15 protein-coding genes are annotated in these 23,795 nt (G+C 29.2%); 4 read left to right on the forward strand and 11 right to left on the reverse strand.

The features are described from left to right. Nucleotides 1–64: 64 nt before the first annotated feature. Complete coding sequence (locus EGM88_RS08970; RefSeq protein ID WP_123897684.1) at nt 65–5,641, reverse strand: alpha-2-macroglobulin family protein; 5,577 nt, start codon at nt 5,639–5,641, stop codon at nt 65–67. A gap of 230 nt (nt 5,642–5,871) precedes the next feature. Here EGM88_RS08970 and EGM88_RS08975 point away from each other — a divergent pair, with 230 nt between their 5' ends. Further along, nucleotides 5,872–6,279 carry a DoxX family protein gene (locus EGM88_RS08975; RefSeq protein ID WP_123897686.1) on the forward strand — a complete coding sequence of 136 codons (408 nt, stop codon included), beginning with the start codon at nt 5,872–5,874 and terminating at the stop codon, nt 6,277–6,279. On the opposite strand, the gene EGM88_RS08980 is transcribed toward EGM88_RS08975, so the two are convergent. The 6 genes from EGM88_RS08980 to EGM88_RS09005 form a co-directional block, all read right to left on the reverse strand. Then, entirely contained in the window at nt 6,271–9,075 is a 2,805-nt protein-coding gene (locus EGM88_RS08980; protein WP_123897688.1) for an OmpA family protein, read from the reverse strand. The genes EGM88_RS08975 and EGM88_RS08980 overlap by 9 nt on opposite strands. Before the next feature lie 141 nt (nt 9,076–9,216). Then, the gene (locus EGM88_RS08985) at nt 9,217–9,735 is read right to left on the reverse strand and encodes an OmpH family outer membrane protein (protein WP_123897690.1); all 519 of its coding nucleotides are present in this window, start codon (nt 9,733–9,735) and stop codon (nt 9,217–9,219) included. Between the two features lie 222 nt (nt 9,736–9,957). Further along, complete coding sequence (locus tag EGM88_RS08990; RefSeq protein WP_123897692.1) at nt 9,958–10,842, reverse strand: class I SAM-dependent methyltransferase; 885 nt, start codon at nt 10,840–10,842, stop codon at nt 9,958–9,960. Nucleotides 10,843–11,082: 240 nt separating this feature from the next. After that, nucleotides 11,083–12,954: a tRNA uridine-5-carboxymethylaminomethyl(34) synthesis enzyme MnmG gene (gene mnmG / locus EGM88_RS08995; RefSeq protein WP_123898213.1), complete on the reverse strand. Its 1,872-nt coding sequence runs from the start codon at nt 12,952–12,954 to the stop codon at nt 11,083–11,085. Nucleotides 12,955–13,062: 108 nt separating this feature from the next. Continuing rightward, a complete protein-coding gene (ybeY, locus tag EGM88_RS09000; protein WP_123897693.1) occupies nt 13,063–13,479 on the reverse strand; it encodes an rRNA maturation RNase YbeY in 417 nt (138 codons plus the stop codon). Nucleotides 13,480–13,482: 3 nt separating this feature from the next. Then, complete coding sequence (locus tag EGM88_RS09005; RefSeq protein ID WP_123897695.1) at nt 13,483–16,752, reverse strand: DUF4175 family protein; 3,270 nt, start codon at nt 16,750–16,752, stop codon at nt 13,483–13,485. 235 nt (nt 16,753–16,987) lie between these two features. On the opposite strand from EGM88_RS09005, the gene gltX reads away from it, so the two are divergent. Further along, complete coding sequence (gltX, locus tag EGM88_RS09010; protein WP_123897697.1) at nt 16,988–18,544, forward strand: glutamate--tRNA ligase; 1,557 nt, start codon at nt 16,988–16,990, stop codon at nt 18,542–18,544. Nucleotides 18,545–18,570: 26 nt separating this feature from the next. Here the strand turns inward: gltX and EGM88_RS09015 are convergent, their stop codons facing one another. Together EGM88_RS09015 and EGM88_RS09020 are read right to left on the reverse strand one after the other, a co-directional pair. Continuing rightward, nucleotides 18,571–19,119 (reverse strand): acyl-CoA thioesterase, encoded by a 549-nt coding sequence (locus EGM88_RS09015; RefSeq protein ID WP_123897699.1) that lies wholly within the window; start codon nt 19,117–19,119, stop codon nt 18,571–18,573. Nucleotides 19,120–19,142: 23 nt separating this feature from the next. Continuing rightward, a complete protein-coding gene (locus EGM88_RS09020; protein WP_123897701.1) occupies nt 19,143–19,496 on the reverse strand; it encodes a 6-phosphogluconate dehydrogenase in 354 nt (117 codons plus the stop codon). A gap of 73 nt (nt 19,497–19,569) precedes the next feature. On the opposite strand from EGM88_RS09020, the gene EGM88_RS09025 reads away from it, so the two are divergent. After that, a complete protein-coding gene (locus EGM88_RS09025) occupies nt 19,570–20,526 on the forward strand; it encodes an SPFH domain-containing protein (RefSeq protein ID WP_123897703.1) in 957 nt (318 codons plus the stop codon). Between the two features lie 71 nt (nt 20,527–20,597). On the opposite strand, the gene tatA is transcribed toward EGM88_RS09025, so the two are convergent. Continuing rightward, complete coding sequence (gene tatA, locus EGM88_RS09030) at nt 20,598–20,792, reverse strand: twin-arginine translocase TatA/TatE family subunit (RefSeq protein WP_123897705.1); 195 nt, start codon at nt 20,790–20,792, stop codon at nt 20,598–20,600. A 295-nt stretch (nt 20,793–21,087) separates the two neighbouring features. On the opposite strand from tatA, the gene EGM88_RS09035 reads away from it, so the two are divergent. After that, complete coding sequence (locus EGM88_RS09035; protein ID WP_123897707.1) at nt 21,088–21,492, forward strand: c-type cytochrome; 405 nt, start codon at nt 21,088–21,090, stop codon at nt 21,490–21,492. Nucleotides 21,493–21,567: 75 nt separating this feature from the next. On the opposite strand, the gene rnr is transcribed toward EGM88_RS09035, so the two are convergent. Next, nucleotides 21,568–23,775: a ribonuclease R gene (gene rnr, locus EGM88_RS09040; protein ID WP_123897709.1), complete on the reverse strand. Its 2,208-nt coding sequence runs from the start codon at nt 23,773–23,775 to the stop codon at nt 21,568–21,570. Nucleotides 23,776–23,795 lie beyond the last annotated feature (20 nt).

Below are 23,795 nucleotides of genomic sequence, written 5' to 3' on the forward strand. Positions count from 1 at the left end.
TGCAGAAACAAAACCTACAAAGCCAAAAGCCTTGTAGGTTGAATGATTGGTAAAAGTAAGGCAATTATTTAACCACCTGAATCCATTGTCCTTTGTCTCGCACAAAATAATCGTTGTCGTACATAGCCTCTGCTTGAATTCCTGGTAAGTAATATTTACCTAAATAAGCAGCATTTAACTGTACAGTAAAGGTCTTCGTTTTTTGTCTGTCTAAATCAAAATAGAAATTGACTCTATCATCTCTAATATCTGTAAAATTGGCTTGACTTGTGGTAGAATTTCCATAATCTGTAAAGCGTGTATTAATGATTTCCCACCCTGAAGGGAAAATTTCTGTTAAAGCTATATTAGATACAAATTCATGTTTTAAATTACTGACTGTAACGGTAGCAGTAAAATCAGTTCCTTGAGCTAATTTTGTAACATCTATACGTTTTCCGTCAGTATTTTTATATACTACCTGAACACTCAAATTTCGTTTTTCTACCATTTCTTCACCTAAAGGCAAGATTCCAGAATTCAACACAGTAACATAGACCGTATTTGCTTTTTTGTTGGTTACTTTAAGACTATTTCCGCCATCTATAATCTTCAATTTACGTTGAGCTATAGATTTTTTGGTATTAATTGATTCTACACTACTATTGTTAGTACTAAAAGTAACATTCAAATCTTTTCCACCACCTATTTCTACCATTTTTGACATGGCTAATAAGCTATACGCTGTAGTTTGTGTACTCAGCCATTTATCAGAAGATAATTCTTTGGCAAGATACTCAGCCATTTCTCGTGATTTCGGATTGTCAGTCAATAACATGGTCTCCATGGCCATAGCTCTATTTCTATTGGTTGAACCGTAGGTATAATAATCGTAGGTTTTAGATTCAAAATGAACATTTGCTGTTTGAGCTATTTTTTTAGCCACTTCTTTTTGTCCTGCTATGGCATAAGCTGCTGCCAATCGCCATTTTGCATCGTTAGAAAGTTGATTATACTCACGCAACCTATTCATTGAAGCCAAATCAGCATGACCCGCTAATGCTAAGGTATATAGCCTGTAAGCTTGTGCTAAATCTGTATTGTAACGTCTAGCGTTTGCTCTCCAGTTTTTAGCAGCTTCTTGTTGGTATTTTAACCAATTATTCATAAAGGTTAAAGGCATTACATATCCCTTTTTCTGTGCTTCTAACATAAAATGACCGGCATAACTTGTTCCCCAATCATTGGCAGTATTCTGACCTATCCAATAACTTAATCCGCCACTAGGTGTTTGATATCTCCCTAATCGCTCAACCGTCTTTTTAATATTTTTATCAATTTCTTGCTTCTTATCTAAGGTCAAGTCTAAAATATCTGTCAAAAACAATTGTGGGAAACCGCTAGAAGTAGTCTGTTCTACACAACCATGAGGATAACGAATTAAATACTGCAACCTTCTGGTAAAGTCCATAGGAGGCAAAGTAGAAAACTCTACTTGAGCAAAACTTGTACCTGGCACTCCGAAACTAGTAAAATCTATAGTTTGAGATCCATTTGGCTCTAAAATTACCTGTGTAGATTTTGAGCTTATCGGATTTGGATTAACCACATCAATTTCTACTTTGTAAGACGATTTTTCGCCATTACCAGATGCCAATACTTCAATGGTACCAATTCCTTGAGCTTTACTAACGTCTAACTCAAAATAAACCATTTTTTCATCGGGTTTAGCAAATGAAACTGATTGAGTTTTATCGCCTACAATAGAAATTCCCTTGCTTAATTTTAATGAAATATTTGCTCGTTTTACTTTGTTCTCCATAGCAAAAACGGTAACAGGAAGTGTTACTTTTTCACCAGGACTCAATTTTCTTGGTAATGAAGATAAAACCATTAACGGTTTACGCACTGGAGTAGTTTCACTAGTACTTCCGTAGGCCTCTTTAGAGTTATCTCCGGCAATAACCATTGTTCTTACCGAACCTATATATTTAGGCATCTGTATTTCGTGCGATGCTGTTTTTCCTTTATCCAAAGTAAAAGGTCCTAAATAGGTAACTACAGGTTTAAATCTATTGGCTTTTTTAGGTTTTTTTGGTCCAGCATTTTCGTCACCACCAATAGCAAATATTTGTGAAATGGTTCCTCCATAAGCTCCAATTACATAATCAAAAATATCCCAAGTTTTAACTCCAAGAGCCTCCTTTTTATAAAATTCATTCCATGCATTTGGCGTTTTAAATCGCGTTAAATCTAATAAACCATCATCAACGACTGCTAAGGTATACGTCATTGGTTTACCTCGTTTTTCACTCACTTTAACTGTAAATTTCTCTTCTGGTTTCAATACTTTTGGCATTGAAATTTGTGGTTCTAAAATGGTGTTTTTATCTTTAATCATCAACGGAATTACACCGTACATACGAATTGGCAAATCATTTGCAGTTGACGCATGAGGTTGCAATAATGAAATGTTTACAAATACATTTGGAGCCATTTCTTTTGTAATGTCAATCTCCGTTGTAGTTTCTCCTTTTTGAGTTTTAATCCATCGTTGGTCTATTACTTCCGTTCCATTTTCTATACTTATCAAAGCTCTTCCTACTGATCCTGACGGAAAAGTAATTTTCGCCTTTTCTCCTACATTATAATTTTTTTTATCGGATGAAAATACAAGCATTGTTGCACCTGAAGCATCACTACCAGCAGGTCTTTTCCACCAATCTTTATAAAAATAAGCTGTTCTACCTGTTGCGTGACCACTTTCAGGATCGAAAACACGAATTAAATATCTTCCTCCTTCTTCATGAGGCACATTGACCTTAAAACTACCTTTACCATTAGCTGAAGTATTAATCACTTTAGTAAAAACGGGGTTGTGATACTGACTGCCAACATACGAAGCTAAATCATCATAAGATGAATTCCACCACCAACGCCATTCTATTTTATATACTTTTACTTCAATTCCTTTTTTAGCTATTGGATTTCCTTGATTGTTAACTGTAACTACATCAAATAGAACGTCTTCATCCGTAAAATAAGAACCATAGGCTTTTGCTTCTGGAGATTGTAAGCCCACAAAAGCATCATAAGGTGCAAAATTCTTTGAAATAACATCAATAGAAAAATCACCACCATTTTCAAAAGCTCTTGTTAAAAATGAAGCTCTAAGCATACCTGGAGTTTTACTATTAAAACTTAACTTTTTAGTTAAATTGGCATTTCCTTCCGCATCTAATTTTCCATCAAATATTGTTATTTCTTCAGGGACGTAAGTTCTAGTAGGATCTGAAAAAACATAATTTGGATACTTATCAAAAGCAGTTGTTGTTGCCGTAAATTTTGCTTTTACATCAGCTTTCAAATATTTTGCGTCTGCACCATGAAGCCATTTCACAGATAATTTACCGTCAATGGGTTTATCGGATGTTAAAATTTCATCTTTAAAATCAATAGCAATTTTTAAACGGTTAGGTTTAACGGTTTCTATTTTTAAGGTTTTGTAAAAATGAGCTCCACCTACACTTACTTTAGCATTCCAATTTCCAGTAGCTGAAGTTTCATCTGTCACAACGGTAAACTTATAAAATCCATTTTTACCATTAGTATTTATGAATTTATGTGTTAATTTTCCATGTGGATCTGTAACTTCTAATTTTACAGGATGATTTTTAGGAAGAGGATTGACTTTATCATTTAAAACAAAAGTCAAATGGATACTATCTCCAGGTCTCCAAACACCACGTTCACCATAAATGTAGCCTTTTAAGCCTTTTTGTAATTTCATACCAGAAACATCAAACTTACTTAACGATAGCGAATAGCCATCATTAAGTTTAAGATAACTTTTTTGTCCTGAATAAGAAACAACAGCAAAATGTGCATTTTTAGCTGATTTATAAATAGCAAAACCTTGACTATCTGTATTAACAGAACCTATTTCTTGTTGTTGAAAATTGTATAGTTTTATAGTAGCTCCAGAAATAGCATTTGTTGTTAATATGTCGGTAACAGCAAAATGGTAAGTTTTATCTTCACTTTTTTTTGCAATAACACCTATGTTAGTTGCCATAATATTGGTAGTAGCAATATTGTTTAAATTATAATAATACGCTTCTTTACAAGGGTTTTCTCTATCCTCCCAATTATAATATCTATAATTTTTATAGTTATAAATTAAGTTATCCCAATATTGTTCTTCACGATCTTCTAATTCGTCTTCATCAACGTTAGTGTCATTGTAGTTATCATCCTCAAAATATTTATCATAATCTTCAGTAACAACATTGGTCGCTAACTCACTTCCATCACAAATATTTAAAGCATATTCTTTGGTAAAACTTAATTCAATTCTATAAATAGCTCCAGGATCTACTTTTATCATTTTTGATAAATCTACAGCATATGTTTTCCATTTTCCATCATTTTCCATATCACTATTTATTAGAGTAACAGTGTTTTTTGCTACACGACGTCCTACACGTCTAATACTATAGTTATTAATTCCGTTGAGATTCTCTTCTTGTAAAAATTGCAAAATATTATTCTCAAAAATTTTAACAACGCGAATATCAACAGCCTTTAAATTTACCGCTTCAAAATTAAGTTGCAAATTTTTTGAATCTGGTAGAATTACACCATTACTTATCAATTTAACAGCTGGTTTTAATTCTTCAAAAGCAATTTGTTCAGAAAATGGTTTTTTAAATTTATACCCATAAATATTAGTAATTCCAGAAAACACATTAACTTGTACATTCCCTTTTAATCGATTTTCTGGATATACTTTTAGCACATTACCATCAACAACGTACTTTAATTTGCTACTTTCACCTAAGGTAACTAAGCCCTTAAAATTTTGTTGTTTTTTAATTGGATCTGAAAAATTCAATGCTAAATGTTGCTCCGGAGATTGAATTACATTAACATTTACTATGGAAAAATTACTAATGCCTGGAATATTTCTTTTGGCCTTGCCTACATTATCAATACCATACTCCTTACCTGACCATTTTATTTCAATTTCTGAATCTTCTTTTAAACGTTTAATACTGTCTATTTTAAATTGATAAACAGATGAGTTTTGAGAAACTGGAAACCATTTTACCGATATCGATTCGCCGTTTTGAGCAACCGTAATGAGTTTTTTAACTGTTTCTAATGATAATACATCAGCTGAGCGTAAAACTCCTTCCATATACTGCCATTCTTTGCTATACGATTGCAAATTATTAGTATTAATAACAAAATTAGGTTCAATGGTTTTAAATTTAAAAGTATAATTTTTAAACTCTGATGGAACATTCAAGTACAGTTTAGACAAATTTACTGTAATGGTATATTCCGTGTTAGGCTTTAAATATTTTTCTGGTTTAAAAACAAAAGTTCGTGAATTTAACGCTGTTAACTTACCTGCAACAGCAGGAGAAATTGAAAAGATGCTTTCCGTAATTTCAGTATCTACCTCCCACCCTTCTACTTCTTTTGCTAATCCTATTTGAATCGGTTCTGCGATAGAAACCACACCTGAAGTAGTGTAATAAATATAATCTTTAAACTTAAAAAGATTATCGGTTTCTGATTGAGTGCTATTTTTTTTACAAGATAGCACTACTACTATTAATAAAACTATAGTAATTATACGATTAAAAGTCTTCATTTTGATGGGAAGTTGATTATGGTTTTACTTTTGCAAGCGAATGTTGTTATATAACCACAAATTTAGGTGATTATTGCACAATAATATACCTAAGTAAAGGGATATGTTACCCCTATAAAACGGGGTTTATTAAATTTTACAATTATTTCTACTTTAGAACAAGGTTTCGTTCTAAAAAACAGCTAAATAGCCTCTAATTTTTTCATTATCTTTGAATAAAAACAACAACTATGGAAAACCTATATAATACAGGCATTAAATTTGCACCTCAATTATTAATTCTGGTCTTTATAACCATTACTTTTTTACAATCGGGGATAGATAAAATTACAGATTGGAAAGGAAATGTATCGTTTTTAAAAACACATTTTGGTAAAACTTTTCTAAGAAGAAGTGTTCCTTTATTACTTTTAATTATACTTATAGGAGAAGTAATAGTTGGTTTTTTGAGTATTATGGGAATTTTTCAGATTTATATAACAGGAAGTACTTTTTTAGGTTTTTTAGCAACTGTATTAGCGTCGAAAATATTACTAATGCTACTCTTTGGGCAAAGAGTAGCAAAAGATTACGCTGGTGCAATGACTATTGCAGTATATTTTATTGTAACCGTATTTGGAGTCTATCTATTAGGATAAATTTAAAATATTTTCACCGACTTCAACACCATCAATAAATATGTTTACAGTATAAATTCCTTTACTAAACTTATGAATGATTTTATCAATAAACATAACCGCTTTGATACTTTGATTGTTATAGTAAATAGTTGTTAAATCTGTATAGGGTTGATCGTTACCATTATCTAAAGTAAATACACCTTTTTCATTTACTATTTTACCACTTGGAGATTTTATTACAACATATGCATCTTTATAGCCTGTTTCAACACGATTATTAGGTTGAACTCTAAAAATTACTCGTAATGCATTTACTCGTTTGGCATTATTCGTTTCAATATATTTACCTCGTTTACTTTGCATGCCTTTTACACTGACTTGACTAGTGCTTAAAACAGCTTTTTTAATTTCATAGCTAGAGGTTTTATCTGTTGCATTATCTTCTAAACCCTGTATACTGTTTTCAACTTGTTTAGATGCTCCTTGAGCTTTTACATTCGCTAATAATTCATTAGGATCTGAATTAACATTGGTTATTTTTTGTTGATTCTCTTCTCTTTCAAAATTAAATTTTTCTTCAACTTTTTCTTCTGCTTTAGCTGTTGCTGCTAATTTTTTAAACTCATCACTATCTTCTGTTAAAACATCAGATTTAGTTAATATATTTATCTGTGATTGTACTTTATTTTTATCTTCACTTACTAAATTAATTTCTGTTTCTACTTCAGTTGAAGTATTATTTATAGATTCATTTAACTGTTGATTACTTTTTTCTATTTGACTGTTTAACCATTTAGCTTCATCACTTAAAGTTTCGTCTTCCTCATTTTGATTTGAAGTCTCTACTACATCTTTATTTACATTTGTATTTATTGATGTTTTTGATGAATTTGCAATCTGACTTTCCACTTCTGTTTGCCTTTTTACAGGAATATTAGTTGTGCTTTTGTTTGTCTTTGCTACTTCAGTTACAACACTATTAACACCAACATTTTCTTCCTGTTTAATAGATTCAAAATCGTTCTTTATAGAATCTGAATGGTTAGTATTTCCAGAGTAACTTGATACTTCCTTATTTGCTTTTACAGGAGTTTCTTTTACTTCTGCAATTTCATTCGTTTCTTTTATAGAATAGTTATCAAAATTATTGACTGACGCTTGAGGATTAATAAAAGCAAACTCAGTTCTTCTATTCTTTTCGTGAGCCGCTTCGCTACAAGCTACACCATCAATACATTTATTAACCATTTTACTTTCACCATATCCTTTAGCCTTAATTCTACTTCTATCTATACCTTTAGATACTAGATATTCTAATGAAGCTTGAGCTCTTCGCTCTGATAATTTTAAATTGTAAGCACTACTTCCTCGTGAATCTGTATACGAAGATAGTTCCACATGAATTTGTTCATTATTCTTTAAAATTTTCACCAATTTATCTAGTTCTTTAGCAGCTTTTGATGTTATTATTGATTTATCAAAACCAAAGAATATTGGGTTGATTGTCGCTTCATCTTCTTCAATTGAAGTAGTGTTGTTAACAAGGTTTTTCTTATCTTCTTTTCTTAAATCATTTTCATTTATAATTTTATCACTTTCAGCTATAAGATTATCAGAATTTTTAATTTCTTCTTCTGATTTTTTAATTAAGAATTTGTTAGCTTCTAACACAGGAGCTCCCAAGTAATTTGCAGTATTTACAATATGATCTTCAGTATTGTAATTTTTAGCCTCTGCTTTAACCGTATATGTTTTGTTACAATCTAAAGTTAACTGATATTTACCTTCATCATCAGTTTTAATTTGTTCTAGTTGATTGTTTTCTACATCAAACAAGGTAATAGTAGCATCTTTAATAATTGCTTTTGTGCCATTATCTTTTACTACACCAGTAATAGATTGAACACATGGTCCTTCTTCTTTAACTCGTTCAACTAAAAATGAATAAATATCATGATTATTTCGACCTTGTAACCTATTAGAAGAGAAATAACCTCTATTATAATTATCATTTATAATAAAAGCAAAATCGTCATTTATACTATTTATCGGAGCATCTAAATGAATAGGTTTACTAGAAGGATTATTAAAATCTAAATAATAAACATCTAAATTTCCTAATCCGCCTTGGTGGTTGTCAGATGAAAAATATAACTTATTATCCTTAGTAATAAATGGTGTTACTTCATTTCCTGATGTATTTATTCTATCCCCTAAATTAATAGGTTTGGTAAATTCTCCATTCGAATCAATTGAAACCATATAAATATCTGCTCCCCCTTTACCTCCAGGCATGTCTGAAGTAAAATACAACTCATTTCCATTTGCACTTAAAGAAGGTTCTCCAAAAGAATACCGATCATTTGAAAAAGGTAATTTTTCAATATTTATCCAATTTCCATTTTCATCAACATCAGCCTTAAACATTTGTTCTTTATCATTACGGCGTGGCTTTTTTCTATACTTTTTAGCAGAAAAATATACGGTCTTTAAATCAGGACTATATGATGCTCCAGTCTTTGTGATTTTATTTGTAGGTAATCCTTGAATTTCTTTCTTCTCAATGATATCACCTTCATCACCAACAGTAGCTAAAAATAAATTTGATTCTGATAGTTTTTCACTATTCGTGTTTACTTTTTCAGTATTGGGAGATTTGAAAATAAACTGATTATCACTTAAAAAAGTTACTCCATAATCAGGTTGTGTAGTGTTCGTTTCTAAGTATTTTATTAAGTATTTATCCTCTTCAGTTTGTGCAAAAACTGAAACAAAAAAGCATAATAAAATGGTTAATAATGTTAATTTTCTCATTACTAGTTTTAAGTTGTGTTAGCTTATTCATAACGACAGATTTATTGATTAAGTATTTTTTATCAACAACTTATTAACATAAAAAAACCCGATTCTAATATGAATCGGGTTTAATTAACTGACTAACAGTAATTTAAAATACTATTTACTTTTGTAAGATTTATTTAGTTGAATTAAAACTTCATCAGTAACATCAGAAGCTTCATCGCCGTAAATGACTGTTCCTGAGGTACCTGAAGTTCCTAAAACAAAATTATAGCCTTTCTCTTTTGCATATGATTTAACAAAATCACTAATTTCATTTGATAAGGCTTCTAAACTTTCTTGACCTTCTTGCTGAACTTGTTGTTGAATAGTTTGTTGACGTTGATTAATTTGTTGTTGTTCTTGCATTAAGCTCTGCTCTCTTTCTGCTCTAGCTTTAGCAGACATTTTTGGAGCGTTATCTTGATACGCCTTGGCTTTATTTTGCCAATTACTAATTAAACTATCTAACTCCAACTTCAACTTATCAGATTTTACTTTCATCGCTTCTTCAGTATCTTTAGTCCCTTTATATTCCTTCATAATTTCCTCAACATCTATATAGGCGATTTTAACAGATTTTTGACAAGAGAATAACCCCAGTGCAACTATTAGTACAATTACAAATTTTTTCATTGTGTTCTTAAATTATTTTAAACTTCGGCAAATATATAAAAATAACTTCGCTCAATATCTTAAAATAGTATTATAAATAATATTGATGACATCTATTTTCTTAATAATTGATATTTATAAAAAACAAAGCTATATAAGTCGTTTTAAGGCATTTTAAAAAAATTTACCCCCATTACGTTGTTAACATAGTTAAAAGAGCTTAAAACGCATTAAAATTAATATTTAAACATTTTTAATAATATAAATTAGAGAAGAATACTCTTTGGTAGTTTTTGCCTTAATATTAGATATCAAACCGATCCAAAATGCCTTTAACATATTAGATTTTCCTCTTTTATATTTTTCAGAAAGTAAACTAACATAAAATGAATCGAACATCATTGGCAATACTTTTTCTACTTTCAAATTTTCCTGCTCAAAAAGCTGACTAATCGATTTTCTAGAAAAATGCCATAAATGTCTTGGCACATCATAAGCAGCCCAAAATTCTTGATAGACATTTGCGTCGTAACTTTTATAATTAGGAACCGCAATAATTAATGTTCCGTTAGTACTTAAAAGCTCTTTCAACTTTGAAACATATTCACATAAGTTTGGTACATGCTCTAATACATGCCACATTGTAATTACATCGTAACTTTTAAGTTCTAGATCTTGGATATCGTTATAAATTTTAATTTTAGAGTCTGCTAACTTGGAATAAGCAATCTCTTTTGCTTTTTCACTAGGTTCAATTCCAGTAACACTCCAACCATCATTTTTGCAAGCAGCTAAAAAATCTCCAGTACCAGCACCAATATCTAAAATAGATCTATAATCAGAATTGAAAGAATTAATTAACCTGACTTTTTTCTTTATCGTAAAATTTCTGACCCAATGATATAATTTATCAACCAAAGATTTTTTTGTATCAGAATGCGAGATATAATCTTCACTCTCGTAATACTTTCCTAAATCATCCTCCTTTGGTTGAGGATTTGTAATTAACAATCCAGAATCTTTATCTATAGAAATTGAAAATATTTTGTTAGAAACTGTATAATCTTTACATGAAATATAAGGTTCTAAATTATTATTTTTAATTGGAGATCTATCTATTTGTTTCATATCTTAATTTCTATAGGTTTTAACAGTCAGAAACTGTTTTATTAAAAAATATCTTTTAAGAGTTTATTAAATTAGAAACTATTTTAAAATAATTTACAAATACACACTATTAATTTTACTAATATTACTCTAAACAATTGAAGGATTAGACTAAAAGCAAATAAAAAAGTTATTACGGTATTTCTTTTAAATAAATAGATTTTGTTTCACGTGAAACTTTTTTGAAACTTCAAACTTAGATTATCTACCCATATAAACTAATAATACAGAAATATCACTAGGTTTTACGCCAGATATTCTACTAGCTTGAGAGATAGTAGTAGGTTTGATTTTAGAAAGTTTTTCTCTAGCTTCATATGATAAAGATTTCAACTTATGATAATCGAAGTTAGTAGGTATAACAATATTCTCAAGTCTATTTAATTTATCAGCATTGTTCTTTTCTTTTTCAATATAACCAGCATATTTCACATGAATTTCAGCTTGCTCTAAAATTTCATTATCGATATTATTATTATAAATAAATTCATTCACTTTCGGAAATTGTTGAACATCACTAAAATCTAATTGTGGCCTAGAAGCTAACTTAAACATTTTCATAGACTGATTAACTTCGGCTGTATTTTTACTTTTCAAAATCGGATTAACATCTTTCGGAGTAATACTAGTTTCTTTTAAAAAAGACACAAATAACTCGGTTTTTTCTTGTTTTTCAATTACTCTATCAAACCTTTCTTTAGAAGCTAACCCAAGTTGATATGACATAGGAGTTAAACGTAAATCAGCATTATCTTGTCGTAATAATGTTCGATACTCGGCTCTAGATGTAAACATTCTATAAGGCTCTTCTGTACCTTTAGTAATTAAATCGTCAATTAAAACTCCAATATAAGCTTCACTTCTCTTTAATATAAAAGGGGCTCTATCTTGAATTTTTAAAGAAGCATTAATACCCGCCATTAAACCTTGAGACGCAGCCTCTTCATATCCTGTAGTTCCATTAATCTGACCCGCAAAATATAAATTATCAACTAATTTAGTTTCCAATGTATGTTTTAATTGTGTGGGAGGAAAATAATCATACTCAATAGCGTAACCAAAACGAAAAAATTTAGCATTTTCAAATCCAGCAACTTTCCGTAAGGCTAATGCTTGAACATCTTCGGGAAGAGATGTAGAAAAACCATTTACATAAACCTCTACTGTATTCCAACCTTCTGGTTCAATAAACATTTGATGTCTATCTTTTGAAGCAAAACGATCAATTTTATCTTCAATAGAGGGACAATAGCGTGGACCAATACTTTTAATTCTACCATTAAACATAGGAGATCTATCAAAACCAGTTCGCAACAAATCATGTACTTCAGCACTAGTATATGTCATATAACATGAACGTTGTTTTGTTAAAGGTTTCGTTAGATTAGAATAAGAAAACTTTTCAGGAACAACATCTCCTGGCTGTTCAATCATTTTAGAATAATCCAAAGACCTACCATCAACTCTTGGCGGCGTACCTGTTTTCATTCTTCCAGATTCAAACCCTAGCTTTACCAAATCTTCAGTAATACCAGTGGATGCCTTTTCCCCTGCCCTACCTCCTCCAAAATTTTTATCACCGATATGAATAAGACCATTCAAAAAAGTTCCAGCAGTTAAAATAACAGCTTTAGATTTAATTGATAATCCTAACCCTGTTTTTACACCACAAATTTTTCCTTTTTCAATAATCAAACCATTGACCATATCTTGAAAAAAATCCAAATTATCTGTTTGCTCTAACATATTTCTCCATTCTTCAGCAAAACGCATTCTATCACTTTGTACTCTAGGACTCCACATTGCAGGGCCCTTAGATTTATTAAGCATTTTAAATTGAATAGCCGACTTATCTGATACAATTCCACTATAACCTCCTAATGCATCAATTTCTCTAATAATCTGACCTTTAGCAATACCACCCATAGCAGGATTACAACTCATCTGAGCAATATTCTGCAAATTCATTGTAATTAAAAGCGTTTTACAACCCATATTAGCACTAGCCGCTGCAGCTTCACTACCAGCATGACCACCACCAACCACAATAACATCATATATATCTTTAAAAATACTCATTGTTTCACGTGGAACATATAACCATTATAACTGATTAAGGAAATAAAAGTTAAAATTAAAATAAATAGTTTTTCTACTTTACAATAAATAATATATTACTTACTAAAAATCAACCCGCAAAGATAAATAATAATCTTCTTTCATACGCATTATAGCCTTGTCTTCTTTAGTTTTATCTTTATACCCACATAAATGAAGAATACCATGAATAATAACCCGATGCAATTCATCATTAAACGAAACATCAAAAATTTTCGAATTTTCTAATACTCGATCAATTGAAACAAAAATATCACTAGAAATAATTTTTCCAACATTATAATCAAACGTGATAATATCAGTTAATGTATTGTGGTTTAGATATTTAACATTAATATCTAAAAGATAATTGTCACTACAAAATACATAACTGATAGTATCTTCTTTATAATCTTCTGATGTAATAGTATCAGAAATCCATTTACTAATAGCATTTTCATTTGACAATGAAAAATCAGTTAAATAATTATATTTTATCATTATTTAAATTTCTTTAAAATAAAGTTGAACCCTCTTTCTATAAACATTCTTAAGGGGTAAAGGTTCACGGTTTAAAATTTCATCCTTATTAAAAAACAACTTACGATGTTTTAACTCAGGAATACTTTTAACATCAAACGATTTGGTATTTGTTTCTGACTTTCTCATATCATCTTTACCTTGATCTAATATAGCATCATCTAACTTTAACAGTTGATGCTCTAAAAGGTTCATTTTTTGCATAACAGTTTTATCAAAACCTTTATCTAGTAATTCCTTTTCTAACTCTTCCATTTGTTTTAATGCTTGTTTTCCTTCAGAACCCTTATTACCATTTTTATCTAGTAAATCATTAAGAGCTTCTTTTAAGGCATTTTGTTCTTGATAAATACGAAATTGTTCTCCACTCATCCGCTCTTCACCTTTACCAGATTCATTTTTTATTCCTTGCTGCATTTGTTTCTTCAATTTACCCTGTTCTTTAATAATATCTGGTAAACTAAATTGTGGCTGGCCTCCTTTTCCTTTACCTTGACCCATACTAGGGTTTTGTAAACTATTTAATAAATCACTAAGCATATCTGCAAGATTGTTAGCAGAAGTCATAGTATATTGCTGATTAGATCGACCAGATTGAATTCTATTCTCTGCTATATTTTCCAAAGATTTATATAAATTATAATGAGCGTCAGTCAAATCCTCTTGAATTTTAGAAGTCAATTCAGGGATTCGTAAGGAAAGTGTATACAAACTATCATCAATATGCTCAAAATTTTCTTTAAGAATATGTTGTTTTCTAAGTTTTTTAGGAAATTCAGCATGTTCAGAATCAATATTTCCAAAATCAATTAATAGAGCCTCTTGATCAAAAGAAAATAAAAGTAAATTCTTTAAAATTTGTTTTAAATCTTCAATATTTTCATTTAACATTTCTCCTTCCATTTGTTCTAAAGAACCGCTCATTTTATCTTTAAGTTCTTTTTGCTTCCGGGCAGCAGATTTTTGCTTTTTAGAGATTGATTTTTGTTCTTCTTCATTAGCATTAGAATCTTGAGTAGAATTATTCTCTAAGTTATTTAAATCGTCCTCTGCACCTTTCATTTGCTTTTCAATTTCAATTTCTTCATTTTTTGTTGGTGGAAAATTCATAGGTTGAGCCAAATTAGAATTTTGTTTTCGAAGTTCTTCAAAATCCTTTTTGATATCATCAAAGGCCTTGTTTAATTTATTTTGATCAGTAGCTTTGCTGTCCAATTTTTCAGCCTCCTTATTCTGTCTATTAACTAATGAATCTAATTTATTAGTAATTTGAACAGCTTTCTTTTCAACGAAAAACCGCTTAGACAATTCTAACAATCTTTCCAAGGTCTTTTTTTCCTGTTTATTCTGTTCAGTTAATTTATCCAATTTGTCCAACATTTGTTCCTTTCTCAATTTATCAGACATTTTTTTTAACTGCTCCAACAAGTCATTCTTTTCTTGCAATTCTTGGGCCTCTTCAATACGCTTTTTTAATTCATCCTTTCTATTTTGAATATATTCATCTTCATTATTTTCTTCTTGCTCTTCTAAATTTTCTTTCAACTTTTCAGTATGCTTTTGCTGCATCTGCTTATATTTTTCTTGACGCTCTAAAAATTGATTAAATTCTTTTTTATCATTCCAATCTAAATCAGATTTCTTGCGTAGTTTATCAGAAAATTCATCTAACTTTTTATTTAAATCTTCACTTTTTTGATTAACAATTTTTAGTTCTTCTAAATTAGTTTGTTGTTCTTTTAATAACTCATCTGTAACTTCTTGTTTGGTTTTATTATAGTAACTAAATATTTTACTTTTGGAAATTTTACCACCATTTATAGCATCATTATCAACTACTTGAAAATACATATTATAAACCTCCCCTCTATCAATATTTAAATTTTCAGGAGAAAAAATATAATAAAACTCTTCAAAACTAGATGTATTAATATCTATATCTAATATATGTAAACTTTGATCATCATCTTTTTTGAAATAAACCAATTGAAGTTTATTAATACCATAATCATCACTAAGTTGTCCAACAAATTGTACTGGACCTCTACTGACCGAATCAATATCAGACTTAATTTTAATTTTAGGGTATTCATCTTTAATAACCTGAATATTATATTCTATATTTTCGTAATCTATCAATTGTTTATTCGAGGTTGTAATTCTATAATTTAAATTGTTACGTACCTGTTTTGATAAAGAAAATTTATTCTCTGCTTCAACTAAAAAGGATTTATTAGTATTGGTAATAAATTTAACAGAATCAGTATCTTTGGTAGTAATATTCCAAGTTATAACAGCACCCTCAGGGACAATTGCATTACCGGTATTTTTAATAAGTTCATCTTGCTTACCAGTATATTTAGGATAACTGATAAACATTTCAAATCCAGTAACATTAGGTGTTTTTAAAATTTCTAATTTATAAGGGTTAGAATAAACATTATTAGCCTCTAGGTAAAATTGAAATGTTTCCTTTAGATTATTGAACTGATATATAAATTTACCATTTTCTTCTTTTAATATATAACTTTGGCCATTAAAATGAATAGTAACATTATCAGGTACAATATTTCCTACAGTAGTAGCAACCAGTTCATAAGATTGTCCCTCTATACATTGTAACTTATCATTTAAAATAATATAGCTAAAAGGGGCTGGTGGCTCATAGGCGGTTTTGTAATTTACAACTCTAGTAAAACTTTCGTTAAAGATTGAATTATTACCAGTAAGACCCGTAAATAATAAAATTACTAATGGAATAGATAAATATTTTAAATACTTTACATTTCCTTTAAAATTAATTGCCTTTTTAAATGGTATGGGTTGCAAATTGGATGATTTTTGCTCAATACTTGCAATTAACAATTCCGATTGATTATTATTATTATTATTTAACTGTAAAAGGTTTAATAGTTTATCATCAACTTCAGGAAAATGTCTGCCAATTATAGCAGAAGCTTCTGCTAAAGAAATACCTTTTTTTAATCCAAACAATTTAGCTAAAGGAATTATAATAAACTTTATAAGTAAAGCTAATTCTACAGCAATAAATAAAAAAAATAAAATACTCCTAGCAGCAATGGGTAACCATAAAAAATATTCGATAAAAGCAGTAATGAAAAAGTATAACAAACCAAAAGAGGTAAATAAAATTAGCCCTTTTATAAGTTCATTAGTATAATATTTTTTAATGAACTGTTGAAGTTTATTCTGTATGTTATGAAAGTTTTTCATTAAACTTTATGTATCTTAGAAGCACTAATATTAACAGATGTTATAGATAATTAAATTTTAAACAATTTTTACTCGTTAAAGATATTCTATTATATATATTTAGAGAATAATTACAGTAATATAAAAATGATATCTTTCTCACAATTAGTACATTTAAAATATAACCTCACTTTTACAAACTCAAAAATAGCATTTTCATTGTCAAATACTATCTTTGCACTCTAATTTTAACGAAATGATTAACAAAGTACGTGTAAGATTTGCTCCTAGTCCAACAGGACCATTGCATATTGGAGGTGTTAGAACTGCCTTATTCAATTATTTATTTGCTAAAAGACATCAAGGAACTTTTATTTTACGAATAGAAGATACTGATCAAAATAGGTATGTTGAAGGTGCAGAAAAATATATAGTTGAAGCTCTAAATTGGTTAAATTTTCCTTTTGATGAAGGACCTGAAATTGGAGGAAATTATGGTCCATATAGACAATCTGAAAGAAAAGATATATATAAAAAATATATCGATCAACTAATTACATCAGGTAATGCATATTATGCTTTTGATACCGCTGAAAAATTAGATTTTCATAGAAAAGAACATGAATCAAAAGGAAAGACATTTATTTATAATTGGCACAACCGACTAAAATTGGACAATTCTTTGTCTCTTGATGCTGATGAGGTAGAAAAACGAATCAAATCAGGTGAAAAATATGTAATTAGGTTTAAATCACCCAAAAATGAGACATTGGTATTAAAAGATATGATTAGGGGTGAAATAAAAATAGATACCAATATTTTAGATGATAAAGTTTTGTTTAAATCTGATGGAATGCCAACATATCATTTAGCTAATATTGTAGATGATCATTTAATGGAAATTAGCCATGTTATTCGTGGTGAAGAGTGGTTACCTTCTATGGCATTACATGTTTTATTGTACAAAGCTTTTGGTTGGGAAGCTCCAGAATTTGCTCATTTACCCTTAATTTTAAAACCAGAAGGTAAAGGAAAATTAAGCAAACGTGATGGTGATAAATTAGGATTTCCAGTTTTTCCTTTAGAATGGAAAAATAACGGAGAAGTTTCACGTGGATATAGAGAAGACGGATATTTTCCTGAAGCTGTAGTAAATATGTTAGCTTTACTAGGCTGGAACGAAGGAGAAGGTTCAGAAAAAGAAATTTATTCTTTAGAAGAATTAATTAAAGTTTTTAGTCTTAAACATGTTAGTAAATCAGGTGCTAAATTTGATCCTAAAAAAACAGTATGGTTCAATCATCAATACTTACAACAAAAAAGTGATGATGAATTGGCACAATTGTTCTCTAATTATATATTGGCCATGAAAACCAATCCTGTTTTATCAGAATCATTAGATAAAACTTCTGAACATTTAGAAGACAAAACCTTTATAAAAAAAGTTATATCATTAATAAAAGAACGAGCTAATTTTGTTTCAGATTTATTACACTTAGGAAATTACTTTTTTATTGCTCCAACATCATACGATAAAAAATCTACAAAACAATGGAAAGAAGGTACTCCACAATTAATGTATACTGTAATTAGTTTATTAAAACCAATTGAAGATTTTTCTTCAAGTACTGTTGAGGCTATTGTTAAAGAGTGGATAACAAGTAATAATATAGGATTTGGTAAAGTAATGCAACCTTTACGTTTGAGCTTGGTAGGAGCTATGCAAGGCCCACATTTATTTGATATAATGGAGCTAATAGGTAAAGAAGAAACAATTAAGAGAATTGAGAGAGCTATAACAAACCTCTCTTAACTAAGATTAAAAAGTATGTAATGTAGTTAATTAAACTCAATTTTAACATTATATGAGTCTAAATTAACATCATGTTGACTTTGTTTAAAATTTTCAGATTTAAACTCTTCATCTCTTTCATTACTTGATTTTAACCTTTTAATAGATCTTAAAAATCTTCTTAATTCATTATTATTTCTAATAACTAAACCAGGTACTTTAACGGATTTACCGTTTTCGTCCTTAGCAACCATAGAAAAATAGGAGGAGTTACAATGTTTTACTTCTCCTGTTTGTATATTTTGAGATTCAACCCGAATACCCACAACCATAGAAGAATTTCCAACATAATTAATTCTTGCTTTCATAGTTACTAATTCTCCAACTTCAATAGGATTTAAAAAATCTACTCTATTTACTGAAGCAGTAACACAATATTGACCTGAAAATTTAGAAGCACAAGCAAAAGCAGCTTTATCCATTAATGAAAGTATAAAACCTCCATGAATTTTTCCACTAAAATTAGAATAATTAGGTTGCATTAATTCCGTTAAAATAATTTCAGAATCATCTGATGTTTTAAATTTTGATTGCATAAAAAAATATCTAAATAAGTGTATTATTCTTTGGTTGTTGCTTTTACTTCCGTTACAAAATATTTGGTATCTCCTAACCAAGGAAAAGTAGCAAAACGTTCTTTATAGGTTAATTTAACCTGCATTCCTTGGAAGTCTTTTAATTGTTGAATTACTTCTTTTTCAGAACTTTCAACAGAAAAACTAAAATGTTGAGATTCCGAAACACCTTGACTTATTTCTCCCTCCCATGTTTTAAATATAAGACCCTTATGGGTAATTTTTATTAATTCACCAGATCTATAACCATTACTAAATGTAGCATAATATACAATCAGAAAATACCCTATTAGCAAAACACTTGCAACCGCTACAATAATTCCTACTATTTTCTTCATTATTTGATTTTATATCTTCAAAAATACGGAATTATCACTAACTTTAGCCACATTAACCTTAAATCAAATTATCATGGAAGCTTATATTGGATATATACCTTACATCTTTCTTATACTATTAATTTTCTTTGCCTCAATCTTTATTGTAAAACAACAAACTGCAGCCATAATTGAAAGGTTTGGTAAATTTCATAGCATTAGACATTCTGGTTTTAAATTAAAAATACCTTTTGTAGATAGAATAGCAGGTAAGGTAAGTTTAAAGATTCAACAATTGGATGTAATTGTTGAAACTAAAACCCTGGATGATGTATTTGTAAAACTTAAAGTTTCTGTACAATATGTTATAATTAAAGATAAAGTATATGATGCTTTTTATAAATTAGAATATCCACATGAACAAATTACAAGTTATGTGTTTGATGTTGTTCGTGCTGAAGTTCCTAAAATGAAATTAGACGATGTATTTGTAAAAAAAGATGATATTGCCATTGCAGTAAAAACAGAATTACAAGATGCGATGTTAGACTATGGTTTTGACATTATAAAAACTTTAGTTACCGACATTGATCCTGATGCACAAGTAAAAGCAGCCATGAATAGAATTAACGCCGCTGATCGTGAAAAAACTGCTGCTCAATATGAAGGTGATGCTGCAAGAATTTTAATTGTTGAAAAAGCTAAAGCTGAAGCTGAGAGTAAACGATTACAAGGACAAGGTATTGCAGATCAACGTAGAGAAATTGCACGTGGTTTAGAAGAATCTGTTGAAGTATTAAATAAAGTAGGAATAAACTCTCAAGAGGCTTCTGCTTTAATTGTAGTTACTCAACACTATGATACATTACAATCTATAGGTGAAGAAACCAATTCTAATTTGATATTATTACCAAACTCACCACAAGCAGGAAGTGATATGTTAAATAATATGGTAGCCTCTTTTACTGCCAGTAATCAAATAGGTGAAGCTATGAAAAAAGCAGAAAAAGAAAAGAAAAATAAAGAAAACAAAAATTCATCAGATGAATAATTAATATTTAAAATTATGGTATAAAAAAAAGTCGCTAATTGCGACTTTTTTTTATACTATTATAATTATAATTAATCCGTAATTTTTTCTTTCTTTTTATCATCTTCATCTTCTTTTGTAGCTTTTTTAAATTCTTTAATTCCACCACCAAGACCTTTCATTAATTCAGGTATTTTTCTACCTCCAAAAAGTAACAAAACTATTATGGCAATAATAATAACTTCTTGGCCACCTAACCATCCTAAAAATATTGTTGCTGATATCATTTTTTAATAATTTATAAAACAAAGGTAATAATTAAACGTGAATTGTAAATAATTATTTGTTAAAAGACTACTTTTTTAATCATTATTGTATCATTTTTTTAATATATAGAATAAATAAATAAACAGATATGTAAAATTAAGTATTATTCTAAATAGTTAAATACAATAAGTTTGTTGTTTAATACCTGACCAAACCATGATTATTTGTGTTTGTTTATTTTTAAACAAAATAAACTAATTCTGTTGTAATTTCAACATTATTTCGTTAACTTTGATACAACTTAAACAACTAACTATGAGAAATTTAATTCCAATTGCAGTTCTAATGATATTTGCTTTGGTAAGTTGCCAAAACAAAAAATCAAAATCAGAAAATAACGAACTTAATACGACTCAAAGTAAGAACATTCAAGCACAAATTGAGTTGGGTGAAAAATTGTATTCCGAAAACATTTGTAATGCCTGTCACTTAGATAAACATTCAGATCTTGGTCCATCAACAAAAAGTATTGTAGACAAGTATAATGCAGATGGAAAAAGTATTACCGAATTTTTACAAGGAAAATCTGAGCCAATTGTTGACACCAATAAGGTTCAAATAGCAATAATGAAAATGAATATAGACACATTTGTTAAAGAACTATCTGGTGAAGAAATCAAAGCCATTGAAACATATATGCAACATTCTGCAAAAAATTAAGCGATATTTAAGTTTATTATTTTTTACTAAATATTTTTATAAAATAGGTTATTAATTATTTGATAAATGGTACTATTAGTCAATAGTACCATTTATCAAATAAAAGTCTAAATGTTTACGTTCTAAATCAGTATTTTTTACTTTTACTTTAACTTCATCTCCCAATTGATATAAATTGTTAGTTGATTGACCAACTAAAGCATATTGCTTTTCATCATAAATATAATAATCATCTTTGATATCTCTAGTACGAACCATTCCTTCACATTTATTCTCAATAATCTCAATATAAATTCCCCATTCCGTAACTCCAGAAATAACACCTAAAAATTCTTCATCTTTGCGATCTTGCATATACTTAACTTGCATGTATTTTATTGAATCGCGTTCAGCTTTAGCTGCTAACATTTCACGTTCTGAAGAATGTTCACATTTTTTTTCGTATGGTTCAGATTTAGGCGATTTACCGCCCTCTAAATAATGTTGAAGTAATCTATGTGTCATTACATCCGGATAACGCCTAATAGGTGAGGTAAAATGGCTATAATAATCAAAAGCAAGACCATAATGACCAATATTATCAGTTGTATAAACAGCTTTGCTCATAGAACGAATAGTTAACGTCTCAATCATATTTTCTTCAGGCTTACCATGAACAGCATTTAATAAATTATTTAAAGAGTCTGAAGTAGATTCTTTAGTTTGGGTGTTTATTTTATACCCAAACTTACTTATAATCTGTTGCAAACCAGCTAATTTTTCAGTGTCAGGTTCATCATGAACTCTATAAATAAAAGTATTTTTTGTTGGCGTTCCATTTTTCTTTTTTCCAATAAACTCAGCTACTTTTTTATTTGCTAATAACATAAATTCTTCAATAAGTTTATTAGCGTCTTTAGATTCTTTAAAATAAACTCCAACAGGCTCGGCAGCTTCATTTAAATTAAACTTCACTTCCACTCTATCAAAAGTAATTGCTCCTTGTTGTAAACGTCTTTTTCTAAGCTTTTTAGCTAATTCATTTAACTTTAAAGTAGCTTTTACAATTTCATCATCAACTTTATAAGTTTTATCAATAATAGAAATATCTTCCGGAATTATATTTTCACCAGTTTCTATAATATGTTGTGCTTCTTCATAAGCAAACCGTTGATCAGAATAGGTAACTGTTCTACCAAACCATTGTTTAATAATATGGGCCTTGTCATCCATTTCAAAAACTGCAGAAAAAGTTAATTTTTCTTCATTCGGTCTTAAAGAACAAACACCATTAGATAAAACTTCTGGTAACATTGGCACTACTCTATCAACAAGATAAACCGAAGTAGCTCTGCTGTAAGCTTCTTCATCTAAAATTGTATCTGGTTGTACATAATGAGACACATCAGCAATATGAATACCAATTTCAAAATTTCCATTTTCTAGAACTTTAAAAGATAACGCATCATCAAAATCTTTTGCATCTTTCGGATCAATAGTAAAAGTAAGCGTATCACGCATATCTCTACGTTGAGCTATATCTTCTTTAGTAATTTTAGTAACTAACTTACTAGCATCTTCTTCTACATTTTCAGGAAATTTATATGGTAATCCATATTCTAATAAAATAGAATGTATTTCAGTATCATGTTCTCCTGGTTTACCTAAAACGCTAATTATTTTACCAAATGGATTTTTAGAATTATCAGGCCAATCTGTTAATTGAGCTAAAACTTTATCTCCATCTTTTGCACCATTAATATTATTTTTTGATACAAAAATATCTGCATACATTTTATTATTATCAGGTACTACAAACCCAAAATTTTTACTCATTTGTAAAACTCCAACAAACTTTGTTTTAGCACGTTCAATTATTTCTATAACTTCACCTTCATAACGATCATTATTTCTACGTCTATATACATATACCTTTACTGTGTCACCATCTAAACCACGATTTAAATTTATTGTGGGAATAAAGGCATCATGTTCTAAAGTATCAGAAATAAAATATGCGTTTTTATTAGAAGTAACATCTAAAATACCAACATGGTAATGTTCATTTTGAATAATTTGATATTTACCTTTATCAGTCTCTTTAATTCTTTCTTTAAGTTTTAAAGCTTCTAGTTTTTGAATAATTTGCTGTCTACCATTAGCATCAGTAATATCTAACTTGGCAGCAATTTGTTTATAATTAAAGGATTGTTTAGAATTTTTATTTAAAGTTTTTAAAATTTTTGCAGATAAATCTTTAACAACATTTCCTTTTTTCTTGTATTGAAATCTTTTTTTTGACATATAATAATTTATTCTAGGCT

The sequence above is a fragment of the Aureibaculum marinum genome, assembly GCF_003813905.1.
GTDB lineage: Bacteria > Bacteroidota > Bacteroidia > Flavobacteriales > Flavobacteriaceae > Aureibaculum > Aureibaculum marinum.

Excerpts from the sequence above, each read along its gene's own strand:
- EGM88_RS09035 (WP_123897707.1), top strand. The coding sequence starts at position 21,088 with ATGAGAAATTTAATTCCAATTGCAGTTCTAATGATATTTGCTTTGGTA.
- EGM88_RS08970 (WP_123897684.1), bottom strand. The coding sequence starts at position 5,641 with ATGAAGACTTTTAATCGTATAATTACTATAGTTTTATTAATAGTAGTA.
- gltX (WP_123897697.1), top strand. The coding sequence starts at position 16,988 with ATGATTAACAAAGTACGTGTAAGATTTGCTCCTAGTCCAACAGGACCA.
- EGM88_RS09025 (WP_123897703.1), top strand. The coding sequence starts at position 19,570 with ATGGAAGCTTATATTGGATATATACCTTACATCTTTCTTATACTATTA.
- EGM88_RS08975 (WP_123897686.1), top strand. The coding sequence starts at position 5,872 with ATGGAAAACCTATATAATACAGGCATTAAATTTGCACCTCAATTATTA.
- EGM88_RS08985 (WP_123897690.1), bottom strand. The coding sequence starts at position 9,735 with ATGAAAAAATTTGTAATTGTACTAATAGTTGCACTGGGGTTATTCTCT.
- ybeY (WP_123897693.1), bottom strand. The coding sequence starts at position 13,479 with ATGATAAAATATAATTATTTAACTGATTTTTCATTGTCAAATGAAAAT.
- EGM88_RS09005 (WP_123897695.1), bottom strand. The coding sequence starts at position 16,752 with ATGAAAAACTTTCATAACATACAGAATAAACTTCAACAGTTCATTAAA.
- tatA (WP_123897705.1), bottom strand. The coding sequence starts at position 20,792 with ATGATATCAGCAACAATATTTTTAGGATGGTTAGGTGGCCAAGAAGTT.
- EGM88_RS09015 (WP_123897699.1), bottom strand. The coding sequence starts at position 19,119 with ATGCAATCAAAATTTAAAACATCAGATGATTCTGAAATTATTTTAACG.
- EGM88_RS08990 (WP_123897692.1), bottom strand. The coding sequence starts at position 10,842 with ATGAAACAAATAGATAGATCTCCAATTAAAAATAATAATTTAGAACCT.
- EGM88_RS08980 (WP_123897688.1), bottom strand. The coding sequence starts at position 9,075 with ATGAGAAAATTAACATTATTAACCATTTTATTATGCTTTTTTGTTTCA.
- rnr (WP_123897709.1), bottom strand. The coding sequence starts at position 23,775 with ATGTCAAAAAAAAGATTTCAATACAAGAAAAAAGGAAATGTTGTTAAA.
- EGM88_RS09020 (WP_123897701.1), bottom strand. The coding sequence starts at position 19,496 with ATGAAGAAAATAGTAGGAATTATTGTAGCGGTTGCAAGTGTTTTGCTA.